Consider the following 10,743-nt stretch of genomic DNA (forward strand, 5'->3'; position numbering starts at 1 on the left):
ATTTTTGGCTGAGTTACATATTTTATCTATTTTAATGTTAATCATTATGTTTATTTATTTTATTAATTATTTAAGCATAATAAAAGGACAAGCAATAATGCTAATAAGCTATATACAATTATCTTGAAGAGCTTGAGATATAATTTTTAGCTTAGCAACATCAGTGCTTGCTCCACCTACTAATACACCATCTAAAGACTTTACCTTACATATTTCATCTATATTTTTTTCATTAACAGAGCCACCATAAACAAATTTAGCAGAACTTAATCCAGGTATTGATTTTAATGCGCTGAGAACCTCTTCAATTTGTTCTATAGATGGCACTTTACCAGTTCCTATCGACCAAATAGGTTCATAGGCTATAATTATATCTTTATCTTCTATACCATTTACTTGTGGTAGTGATTCTATGGTTTGGTTTATTAAAAATTTAATATAGTCAGATTTCTCTCTTAACTCTAATGTCTCTCCTACACATACAATAGGAATAATACTATTTTTTAAAGCAATTTGAACTTTAGATGCAACTATATTGCTAGATTCATTATCTCTTTCTCTAACCTCTGAATGACCTAAAATACAATACTGACAACCAATATCTGTAATCATTGAAGCTAAAACTTCGCCAGTATTTGCATTAGATTCAGATGAACAGAGATTTTGAGATCCAATAGAGACCTCAAAATCCTTTAATTTGTTAGCAACGCTTTGAAGATGTATATATGATGGACAAATAACTATATCTAAATCTTTTAGAAAAACTTGATCCTTTATTTCATCAATCTTTTTATTTACATCCGAAAAATTCTTTATATATGTTTTCCAATTAGCTATTAGAATTTTTCTTTTTTGCATTTTTACCTTTTTTAGCAAAAGTATTTTTCTTATATTGCGAAATTTTTGCAACAGCTTTTTTTGCTTCGCCACTTAACTTATCATATTCTGAATCAATTTTAGAGTAATAATCATCAACTTCTTTTTTTACTGATTCTGATAAATTCTTGGTTACCTTACTATAATCAAATTTTTTATTCTTATGATTGTCTGCAGATTTTTTATGATTTTCTAAATTGCTGGAATTATGTTTATCACAAGCAATAGAAGTAACAATAAGTGTTAAACATAAACTTGATGATATAAGTAGACTTCTTAAATGTTTATTCATATTTTTATACCTTTAATTGTTTAATATTCTTTGTATAAATTTAGTTGATCTAAAGTAATTGTAAAATAATATATTACTTTGTCATCAATTTTTCCATTCATTTTTGCAGTTATAAGAGGAATTTGTTCTTTAATTAAATATGGAGCTAAAATTTTAATATCTTTAACATTATTATTTTCTGGAAAAAACATCTTTGTCTCCATTGGTTGAAAACTCTGATGTTCTATCTTAAATATAACATTTGGATTTACAGAATTCACTTTACCTGGATACACTGTAATAAACTCAAATTCTCCTAAATTATTGCTAATAATATTTCCTGATCCTGCAAAATTTTCATCATAATGTTCGCTATATTTATCATAATTAAATTGATAATATCCCATAGAATTTGCTTGCCAAATACTCACTTTAGCACCTGAAATTGGAACACAATCTTTATCTAAAACCTTGCCTTTAATTATTATTTTTTTTCCTTTAGCTACTTCAAAAGAATTATAATTTTTAGTTAAATCATTGGAATTTTTAGCTTGAGGCAGCACACCTACGCTCCACAACTCAGGAGTTACAGGACACGACATAGTCTCACCTGCTAAACTTTCACCTAATATAAATGCAACAATAACTGTAAAAACTATAAATTTTTTAATCATCTAAAGATTTATAAATAACTATATTGACGTAGTATATATTCACGAACATAAATTTAAAACTAGATTATAAATAAAAGTTATATTATTTCTCAATAATCTTTAATTCATAAAATATTTTTATTATTTATGAAAATTTCATTATGCCAGATTAATTTAGAAAATGGAAATTTAAAATATAATTTTCAAAAAATAAAAAATTATTTTGAAAAAGAACAACCTTATTCTGATATAGTTGCCTTCCCAGAGCTATCTTTAACAGGATATTTATTGAAAGACTTGGTTAAAAATCATGATTTCTTAGATGAAGTTTTAAAATTTAAAGCAAAAGTAGTTGAATTTACAAAAGAAAAAAAATGTGCCCTGCTATTTGGATGTCCAATTTTAAAGAATGATAAAATATTTAATTCGGTAATTATAGCATATGATGGAGAGGAAATATTCAGTGTAGACAAACATATTTTACCAAATTATGAAGTTTTTAATGAACCAAGAAATTTTTCAGAGTCAGAAAAGGAGTCTAGGGTATTTGAATTTAAAGGAGAGAAGATAGGAATTTTAATTTGTGAAGATGCCTGGCACGATCATATACCAAATGTTTTAGCAAAAAAAGGAGCAACACTTTTTATTATCGTTAATGCTTCGCCATACGACCTTGGTAAGCATAAAAATAGAATGGAAATTGCAAATAATATAGCAAAAAAATATAACAAGCCTGTGGCATATTTAAATACTTTTGGTGGATATGATGAATTAGTATTTGATGGAGGAAGTTTTATAGTTGATAAAGATGGGTATTTTATCAATGAACCATATTTTTGGAAAGAAGGTGTAATAAGGTTAAATACCTCCAATAATACTCCTTGCTCAAATATAAAACCTATTTCTGAAGAAGAAAATATCTATCAAGCTTTAGTTTTATCTGTAAGAGATTATTTTAAAAAGAACAATTTTACAAAAGCAGTTATTGGACTTTCTGGAGGCATAGATTCTGCATCAGTTGCAAGCATCTGTGCAGATGCACTAGGTCCAGGTAATTTGAAATGTGTTATTCTACCATCTAAATTTAATTCTGAAGAAAGTATGAAATACGCTTTAGAATTAATAAAGAATATAGGTTGTGAAAAATTGACTATACCAATTGATAATATTTTTAATAATTTCACCAATGCTTTAAAAACTTCATTTAACTCTAAAAACTTAAAAGAAATAACTGTTCAAAATCTACAAGCAAGAATTAGAGCTGTGTTACTGATGGGTATTTCAAATGAAGAAAATTCACTGTTACTTGCAACCTCTAATAAATCAGAATCAGCTGTGGGTTATACAACAATTTATGGAGATATGTGTGGTGGATTTGCACCTATTAAGGATATATATAAAACTCAAGTTTATAAACTTGCTAAATGGAGAAACAAAAATGTCCCAACAGGTAGCCTATGCTCAAAATTAAATATAATTCCAAGCTTCATTATTGAAAGAGAACCTTCTGCAGAACTAAACCACAATCAAAAAGATTCTGATCAGTTACCACCTTATGATATTCTAGATAAAATTTTATACGATTTGATTGAATTAGATTTACCACAGAAAAAAGTTTCAGAAAAAAATAATGTTGACTTAGATTTAGTAAAATCTGTAGCGAATATGATTAAGAATAGTGAATATAAACGTAGTCAAGCTCCTGTTGGACCAAAAATCTCAACTAAAGGCTTTAACTACGATAGAATTTATCCTGTTAGTTATTAAGTATTTTAGCTTTAAGGCCAGAAATTATATTTCATTCAATATTATATTAGTGTCTCCAGCTATTAATAAATATAATGTTGTTTCATCTAGTAAAGAAAAATCTACATTAACTTCTTTTAATGGTTGAACAATTTCTTCTCCAAATTCTTGAATTAATTCATATGAATAAGAGCTATCATAATTAAAATTGGAGAAATTTACATTCAATTCTTTTAGAAATTCTATAATTCTCACTCCATGTAACTTAACAAAAAAAGTTACATATAAAGGCTGTAAGTTAGAAAAATCTAAATTAAGTTCTTCGAATGTTTGCAACGCTGTTTTTTCATTACACTTAATTATATTACTCATCTGATGATAAGTTATTTTTGAAAAATCTGTCTCTGCTTTAATTAGAGGCTTAATTAGCTGTGGTCCAACTTTGCATAATAGTTCTACTACCATTTTAATAGGTAAATCTGAAAAATCTGCACCTCCTTCTTTAAGAATATCTACAACGCTTTCTCCATGCAACTTAACAAAATTAAATATATCATTATTATCAAAATTATAGGTATTAAAGCCAAAAAACATAAGTTTAGAGATAATATATAAAGGCAAATGTATTACCCAATATTTATAAACAAATAAGAAATCAATAAAAAATACTGTAAAAGTGAAATAAATAGGATTAAGTTTAGATGTTAAATAAGTAGGATTAAGTTTAGATATGATACTATTATTACCAAACTCATTATTTATTTTAGTTTCTATATTTGGTCCAATAAATGGAACCATAACCCATGAAGCAATAGTTCCAGCAAATACTCCAAATTTTTCTTGTCCAAAAGACATAACTTAATATTACTAAAAACTGTTATATAACTGTATTGACTTGATAAAAATAACTTTTTAACAGGACAGTAGTATATATAAAATCAAGATTTAAGTCTAGTGTTAATTTGAAATTTCTTGAACTTTCCTTATAACAGAAAATAAACCATTGCTTCTGCTTGGACTTAAGTGATTTTTCAAATCAAGTTTATTAAACACCTGTTCAAAATTAATCTTATTAATCTGATCTTTAGTCTTACCAGAATAAATACGAAGCACAATTGCAAGCAAACCTTTTACAATCATTGCATCACTATCTGCATAAAAATATAACTTTTCGTGATTTTGCTTTATAACCAACCAAACTTGACTCACACAGTCATTTACTTTATTTGACTCAACTTTTTCAGCTTCATCTAATTTTGGTAATTTTTTTCCTAGTTCAATAATATATGAATATTTTTCTTCCCAATCATCAAATAATTCAAATTCTTCTATTAGCTGATTTATTTCATCATTCATTTTGCTATTGACCAGTTATTAAGCAACATATATAATTGGGACAAAAATAGTACTATTTTAAATTAATTGCAATAAAGTTATGATAAAAGTTAATAGATTAACCGACTATGCGACATTGATAATTTGTGAAATGGCAGAAGATAAAAATAGTATTATTAGTGCTAAATCACTTAGTGAAAAAACTAAAATAAGTGAAGCTACAGTAATAAAATTGTTAAAAATGCTCTGCAAAAAAGGACTATTAGCATCTCATAGTGGAATTTCAGGCGGATATGAATTAATAAAGAAAATTGATGAAATTAATATTCTAAATGTTGTAGAGGCAATTGAAGGAGATATATCTCTAACTTTATGTGGCAAAAATAGTTTAGAAACTTGCGAGTATAATACTGATTGTAAAGTCAAACATGGGTGGAATAAAATTAATAACTTGTTTATGCTTGCACTTCAAAGCTTTACAATAAAAGATTTTATCAATGATAGCACATATTTTGAACTTAAAAAAATTAGTTAAAAATGAGCAATAATGCAACTTTACATGAAGAATTTTTAAAGCAGGATTATAAACATGGTTTTATAACTAATATTGAATCTATAAAACCTCAAAAAGGACTGAATAAAGATGTAATTGAGTATATTTCAAATAAGAAGGAAGAGCCAAAGTGGATGCTTGAAAAAAGGTTGCTGGCTTATAAAATATGGATGAATATGAAAGGACCAAATTGGGCAAAGATAAAGCATCCAAAGATTGATTTTCAAGATATATATTATTATTCAGAACCAAAGATTAAAAAGAAGTTAAATAGCTTGGATGAGGTTGATCCAGATATTTTAAAAACATATCAAAAATTAGGAATTCCAATTCATGAGCAAAAAGCACTGGCAGGCGTTGCTGTAGATGCTGTTTTTGATAGCGTTTCTGTAGCCACCACATACAAGGATGAACTGCAAAAGCATGGAGTAATATTTTGCTCCATCTCTGAAGCTATCAGAGAACATCCTGAGTTAGTAAAAAAATATTTTGGGTCAGTTGTTCCACATTCAGACAATTATTTTGTGGGACTAAATTCTGCTGTTTTTAGTGATGGAACTTTTGTATATATTCCTAAAAATACAAAATGTCCTATGGAGTTATCTACATATTTTAGAATTAATGAATCAAAAACAGGACAATTTGAAAGAACCTTAATTATCGCTGATGAAGGAAGTGAAGTAAGCTATCTTGAAGGCTGCACAGCTCCACAAAGAGATGAAAACCAATTGCATGCAGCAGTAGTAGAACTTATAGCTCTTAAAGATGCAACAATAAAATATTCAACTGTACAAAATTGGTATCCTGGAGATAAAAATGGAAAAGGTGGTATATATAACTTTGTAACAAAAAGAGGGCTATGCAAAGGTAGTGGTTCCAAAATTTCTTGGACACAACTTGAAACAGGTTCTTCTATTACTTGGAAATACCCAAGTTGTATACTAAAAGGAAATAACTCAGTAGGAGAATTTTATTCTGTTGCACTTACAAATAATCATCAACAAGCCGATACTGGTACCAAAATGATACATATTGGTAAAAACACATCTAGTACTATAATTTCAAAAGGAATATCAGCAGGAAAAAGTAGTAATGTATACAGAGGTTTAGTTAATATTTTACCATCAGCCAAGCATTCACGAAATTATACTCAATGTGATTCATTGTTGATTGGTAAAAATTGCTCAGCATCAACTGTTCCCTATATTGAAGCAAAAGATAATTCATCAACTATAGAGCATGAAGCAACTACCTCGAAGGTAAATGAAGATCAATTACAATATTGCAAGCTTAGAGGAATTAGCAATGAAAGTGCAATATCTTTAATTGTAAATGGTTTTTGCAAAAATGTTCTAAAAGAATTACCTATGGAATTTGCAGTAGAAGCAAAAGCATTGCTTAGTGTTAATCTTGAAGGAGCTGTTGGATAAAATTAATAATTATTATATATAAAAATGTTACTTGAAATATCAAATTTAAGCGCTAGTGCAGATAATAAAAAAATTCTTAATAATTTAAATTTAAGTATTAAGAAGGGAGAAGTGCATGCTATAATGGGGCCTAATGGCACTGGCAAAAGTACTCTTGCAAATGTCATTTCAGTAAAAGATGGTTATGATATAACTAATGGAAGCATAAAGCTATCTTCCAAAGATTTATCTCAAATTACTTCAGATGAAAGAGCTAGAATGGGTATATTTATGTCTTTTCAACATCCAATAGAAATACCTGGGGTGAGCTGGAATAGTTTTTTGAAGGCATCTATAAATTCAATTAGAAAAGATCAAGGCAAAGATGATATAAACACTGTTGATTTTTTAAAAGAGTTAAAAGAAAAAGCAAATTTGCTTGATATTGATTTTAAATTACTAAAAAGAGATGTTAATTATGGGTTTTCAGGGGGTGAAAAGAAGAAATTTGAAATCTTACAAATGCTTATGTTAAAACCTAAGCTTATTATATTAGATGAGATTGATTCAGGGCTTGATGTTGATGCACTTAAAGTGATTTCCAAAAACATAAATGAATACAAAAACAAAGATACTTCTATTATAGTTATAACACATTATAATAGACTTTTAGATTATGTCGTTCCAGATTTTGTTCATATTTTTTCCAGTGGAACAATTATTAAATCTGGTGATAAAAAATTAGCAAAAGAAATAGAAATGAAAGGCTATGATAGCTTCAAATAATATGTCTAAAAAGCTAAATCTTCCATCAAGAAAAAATGAAAAATGGAGGTATTCAGATCTAAATTTATTAGAGATACCTGATTATAAAGATAGTGAATTAATAAAAAAAGACCATTTTTTTACTCAAGATAAAGGTTTTTACTATATTGTGATTTTGGAAGGCAAGTTTTCCAAAGAAAAATCAATCTTACCTAAAGAAGGGATAGAAATATCATGCTCAAAAGATGATATTACCAACTTTAATAAGGGATTAAAATTTGAGGATAAATATCAAGTATTACAAAATTTAGATAATAATGATGATATTGTTTTTATTAACATTACCGAAAATATCGATAAACCAATAAAATTAATAAAGTTAACTTCATCGAATTCTACTTTTTTTACAACTTTCATAAATATAGAAAAAAATTGTAATGTAAAATTTTATGAAAATTTTATTCAACAAGGAAAACATAACAATTTTATAAATAATGTCACAAGAATCAGTTTGAGTGATTATGCAAGTTGCAAACACTTTATTCAGAAAAATTTCGAGGTAGAAGTTAGATTCATTAACACTACTGAACTTGCTTGTGATTCTAATTCTATTTATGAAAATTATTCGGTGAATGCAATTGACAAATCTTATAGATTTGAATCTGAAGCACATCTAAATGGTAAAAAGGCACAGGCAAATTTTTATGGTGTTAATATAGCAATTAATAATCAAATATATGATATTGTAGTAGATATTAAACACAATGCTTCAGATACTTTGAGCAATCAACATTACAATCAAGTATTAAATTATAATTCATCTGGCTCTTTTTATAGCAATGTTTATATAGCAAAATCTTTAAATAATCTTGAAGCTCATCAATTAAATAAAAACCTAATATTAGATGAAAGATCTAAAGCTTACTCAAGACCAATGCTTGATATACACTCTGATGATGTTATTTGCTCACATGGCTCAACAACTGGTAATATAGATGAGGAAGCACTCAACTATCTTGCAACAAGAGGAATTAAACTTCAATATGCTAAACAGTTGATTATTATAGGATTACTCAAGTCTGTTTTTTCTAATAGCAATTTAAAAGAATCTGAAATTGATGATTTATACTCGCAAGTTTATAATTCAATTAAGTTAATTAGCTAATGAACATTATTCGTAAAGATTTTCCCTTTTTTAATCAAAAAGATTGCATAACTTTTCTAGATTCTGCTGCAAGTAGCCAAAAACCAAAATGTGTTATTGATAAACTCTTAGAATTTTACTCATATAATTATGCCAATATTCACAGAGGAATATATAACTTAAGTTCAAAAGCTACAGAAAATTTTGAAAAAGTAAGAACAAATGTTGCCAAATTCATCAACTCTAGCTCATATAAAGAAATAGTATTTACAAAAAGTGCAACCGAGGGAATTAATCTTGTTGCACACTCATTTGGTAAAAAATTCATTAATAAGGGAGATGAAATCCTAATTTCTACTATGGAACATCATTCCAATATTGTTCCTTGGCAACAATTATGTAAAGAAAAAAAAGCTAAACTAACTGTTATTCCAATAAAAAAAACTGGCGATCTAGATTTCATTGAGCTTGAAAAAATCATTTCCACAAAAGTTAAAATTATTGCTGTTACACAAATGTCAAATGTTTTTGGCTCAGTTGTTGATATTAAAAAGGTAGTAAAAATTGCTAAAAAATATGGAGCAAAGGTTTTGATAGATGCTTGTCAGTCAATAGCACATATGAAAATAGATGTGACAGATTTAGATTGTGATTTTTTAGTTTTTTCTTCTCATAAATTATATGGGCCAACTGGTGTTGGGATTTTATATGGAAAATATGATTTATTAGATTATATGGATGTTTATCAAACAGGTGGTTCAATGATAGAAGATGTATCATTTGAAAAAACCACATTTTTAAAATCTCCACATAAATTTGAAGCAGGAACTCCACAAATTGCAGAAGTTATAGCTTTTGGCGAGGCTATTGACTATCTTAACTCTATTAACCTAGAAAAATACTGGAAAGAAGAAGAAGAGATTGCAAAATATATAAAAACAGAAATAAAGAAACTAGACAATTTTAATATTTTTGAAGCTAACCAAGATACAAGTATAATTTCTATAACTCATAAAAAAGCGCATCACTCAGATATAGGAGAAATTCTTAACAAATGTAATGTTGCAATTCGAACTGGTCATCACTGTGCAAAACCACTTATGGATTATCTTAAAATTCCTGGTACAGCAAGAATATCATTAGGAATATATAATAATTATGAGGATGCTGAAAAGTTAATTACAGCTTTAAATAAATTCAATAAACTGTTTTCATAATGCTATGGATTTAAAAGATTTTATACCACAAAATTCAGGAGAAATATTTAAGGATTTTACTAAAGAACAAATCTCATCAATCAATAAAATAGATAATATACGAGATAAAGTTATAGCTATTCTTAAACTAATCTATGACCCTGAAATATCTGTAAACATTTGGGATCTAGGTTTAATTTATAATATCGATATTTCTAAAAAAAATATCATAAACATAAAAATGACATTAACATCACCTACCTGCCCTGTCGCTGATGCTATACCTCAAGAAATTAAAACTAAAATTAAATCAATAATTACCGAAGCTAAAGAAGTAAATGTAGAACTTGTTTGGAAGCCAAAATGGGATAAGTCAATGATGACTGAAGAGGCAAAATTTATTTTAGATTTATTTTAATTTCATCTAAATATACGTAAACGCTAAAATATCCCCATCTTGACAAGTATTATCCGCCTTTCTTTGGGTTTCTTAAGTTTTTTGATAATTCTAAAAAAAATTTAATTTGATGATATTTTTTTATCAATATTATATGGAAGTAAATTTACTAACTCTTTTGGATCAGAATAATCATGAATATGATTCAGCAAATATTTTAAATAATCATAAGGATTAATCTTATTTACTTTGCAAGTTTCAATAATACTATAAATATTTGCACTAGCTTTAGCACCCTTAGTTGTTGCACAGAACATCCAATTTTTTCTGCCAACTGCAAATGGTTTTATACTACGCTCCGAATCATTATTATCAATACGCAGTCTTCCATCTAAAAG

General features: G+C 27.4%; 13 protein-coding genes. 7 read left to right on the top strand and 6 right to left on the bottom strand.

Features of this window, described 5'->3' with window-relative positions; genetic code table 11:
* Window positions 1-108 precede the first annotated feature (108 nt).
* Genes tpiA through EIC27_RS03365 form a run of 3 tightly spaced genes read right to left on the bottom strand, consistent with a single transcriptional unit; the run spans window position 109 to window position 1,821 of the window.
* Window positions 109-858, bottom strand: coding sequence for a triose-phosphate isomerase (tpiA, locus tag EIC27_RS03355; protein WP_126044729.1), 750 nt, complete (start codon window positions 856-858; stop codon window positions 109-111).
* On the bottom strand, window positions 830-1,168 hold the full coding sequence (locus tag EIC27_RS03360; protein ID WP_126044730.1) for a hypothetical protein: 339 nt from the start codon (window positions 1,166-1,168) through the stop codon (window positions 830-832). The genes tpiA and EIC27_RS03360 overlap by 29 nt, the downstream gene beginning before the upstream one ends.
* 20 nt (window positions 1,169-1,188) lie before the next feature.
* Window positions 1,189-1,821: a dioxygenase family protein gene (locus EIC27_RS03365; protein ID WP_126044731.1), complete on the bottom strand. Its 633-nt coding sequence runs from the start codon at window positions 1,819-1,821 to the stop codon at window positions 1,189-1,191.
* Window positions 1,822-1,947: 126 nt separating this feature from the next.
* Here EIC27_RS03365 and EIC27_RS03370 point away from each other — a divergent pair, with 126 nt between their 5' ends.
* Window positions 1,948-3,567 (top strand): NAD+ synthase, encoded by a 1,620-nt coding sequence (locus tag EIC27_RS03370; protein ID WP_126044732.1) that lies wholly within the window; start codon window positions 1,948-1,950, stop codon window positions 3,565-3,567.
* 24 nt (window positions 3,568-3,591) lie between these two features.
* On the opposite strand, the gene EIC27_RS03375 is transcribed toward EIC27_RS03370, so the two are convergent.
* On the bottom strand, window positions 3,592-4,401 hold the full coding sequence (locus EIC27_RS03375; RefSeq protein ID WP_126044733.1) for a hypothetical protein: 810 nt from the start codon (window positions 4,399-4,401) through the stop codon (window positions 3,592-3,594).
* A 102-nt stretch (window positions 4,402-4,503) separates the two neighbouring features.
* Complete coding sequence (locus EIC27_RS03380; protein ID WP_126044734.1) at window positions 4,504-4,902, bottom strand: SufE family protein; 399 nt, start codon at window positions 4,900-4,902, stop codon at window positions 4,504-4,506.
* Window positions 4,903-4,981: 79 nt separating this feature from the next.
* On the opposite strand from EIC27_RS03380, the gene EIC27_RS03385 reads away from it, so the two are divergent.
* Genes EIC27_RS03385 through EIC27_RS03410 form a run of 6 tightly spaced genes read left to right on the top strand, consistent with a single transcriptional unit; the run spans window position 4,982 to window position 10,366 of the window.
* On the top strand, window positions 4,982-5,416 hold the full coding sequence (locus EIC27_RS03385; RefSeq protein WP_126044735.1) for an SUF system Fe-S cluster assembly regulator: 435 nt from the start codon (window positions 4,982-4,984) through the stop codon (window positions 5,414-5,416).
* A 2-nt stretch (window positions 5,417-5,418) separates the two neighbouring features.
* Window positions 5,419-6,864: a Fe-S cluster assembly protein SufB gene (gene sufB / locus EIC27_RS03390; protein WP_126044736.1), complete on the top strand. Its 1,446-nt coding sequence runs from the start codon at window positions 5,419-5,421 to the stop codon at window positions 6,862-6,864.
* Window positions 6,865-6,888: 24 nt separating this feature from the next.
* Window positions 6,889-7,629 (top strand): Fe-S cluster assembly ATPase SufC, encoded by a 741-nt coding sequence (sufC, locus tag EIC27_RS03395; protein WP_126044737.1) that lies wholly within the window; start codon window positions 6,889-6,891, stop codon window positions 7,627-7,629.
* Window positions 7,613-8,773: a SufD family Fe-S cluster assembly protein gene (locus EIC27_RS03400; RefSeq protein WP_126044738.1), complete on the top strand. Its 1,161-nt coding sequence runs from the start codon at window positions 7,613-7,615 to the stop codon at window positions 8,771-8,773. The genes sufC and EIC27_RS03400 overlap by 17 nt, the downstream gene beginning before the upstream one ends.
* A complete protein-coding gene (locus tag EIC27_RS03405) occupies window positions 8,773-9,969 on the top strand; it encodes an aminotransferase class V-fold PLP-dependent enzyme (RefSeq protein WP_126044739.1) in 1,197 nt (398 codons plus the stop codon). Before EIC27_RS03400 ends, EIC27_RS03405 begins: the two co-directional genes overlap by 1 nt.
* A gap of 4 nt (window positions 9,970-9,973) precedes the next feature.
* Window positions 9,974-10,366, top strand: a complete 393-nt coding sequence (locus EIC27_RS03410; RefSeq protein ID WP_154511013.1) for an iron-sulfur cluster assembly protein — start codon at window positions 9,974-9,976, stop codon at window positions 10,364-10,366.
* Window positions 10,367-10,467: 101 nt separating this feature from the next.
* Here the strand turns inward: EIC27_RS03410 and EIC27_RS03415 are convergent.
* Window positions 10,468-10,743 (bottom strand): transposase domain-containing protein (locus EIC27_RS03415; RefSeq protein WP_153183752.1); only part of this gene is annotated, 276 nt, incomplete at its 5' end.

This window comes from Candidatus Aquarickettsia rohweri (assembly GCF_003953955.1).
Classification (GTDB): Bacteria; Pseudomonadota; Alphaproteobacteria; order Rickettsiales; family Midichloriaceae; genus Aquirickettsia; species Aquirickettsia rohweri.

What these genes read in the sequence shown, in the direction of transcription:
- sufB (WP_126044736.1), top strand. Translation starts at nt 5,419, where the DNA reads ATGAGCAATAATGCAACTTTACATGAAGAATTTTTAAAGCAGGATTAT.
- sufC (WP_126044737.1), top strand. Translation starts at nt 6,889, where the DNA reads ATGTTACTTGAAATATCAAATTTAAGCGCTAGTGCAGATAATAAAAAA.
- EIC27_RS03385 (WP_126044735.1), top strand. Translation starts at nt 4,982, where the DNA reads ATGATAAAAGTTAATAGATTAACCGACTATGCGACATTGATAATTTGT.
- EIC27_RS03410 (WP_154511013.1), top strand. Translation starts at nt 9,974, where the DNA reads ATGGATTTAAAAGATTTTATACCACAAAATTCAGGAGAAATATTTAAG.
- EIC27_RS03365 (WP_126044731.1), bottom strand. Translation starts at nt 1,821, where the DNA reads ATGATTAAAAAATTTATAGTTTTTACAGTTATTGTTGCATTTATATTA.
- tpiA (WP_126044729.1), bottom strand. Translation starts at nt 858, where the DNA reads ATGCAAAAAAGAAAAATTCTAATAGCTAATTGGAAAACATATATAAAG.
- EIC27_RS03375 (WP_126044733.1), bottom strand. Translation starts at nt 4,401, where the DNA reads ATGTCTTTTGGACAAGAAAAATTTGGAGTATTTGCTGGAACTATTGCT.
- EIC27_RS03405 (WP_126044739.1), top strand. Translation starts at nt 8,773, where the DNA reads ATGAACATTATTCGTAAAGATTTTCCCTTTTTTAATCAAAAAGATTGC.
- EIC27_RS03400 (WP_126044738.1), top strand. Translation starts at nt 7,613, where the DNA reads ATGATAGCTTCAAATAATATGTCTAAAAAGCTAAATCTTCCATCAAGA.
- EIC27_RS03360 (WP_126044730.1), bottom strand. Translation starts at nt 1,168, where the DNA reads ATGAATAAACATTTAAGAAGTCTACTTATATCATCAAGTTTATGTTTA.
- EIC27_RS03380 (WP_126044734.1), bottom strand. Translation starts at nt 4,902, where the DNA reads ATGAATGATGAAATAAATCAGCTAATAGAAGAATTTGAATTATTTGAT.
- EIC27_RS03370 (WP_126044732.1), top strand. Translation starts at nt 1,948, where the DNA reads ATGAAAATTTCATTATGCCAGATTAATTTAGAAAATGGAAATTTAAAA.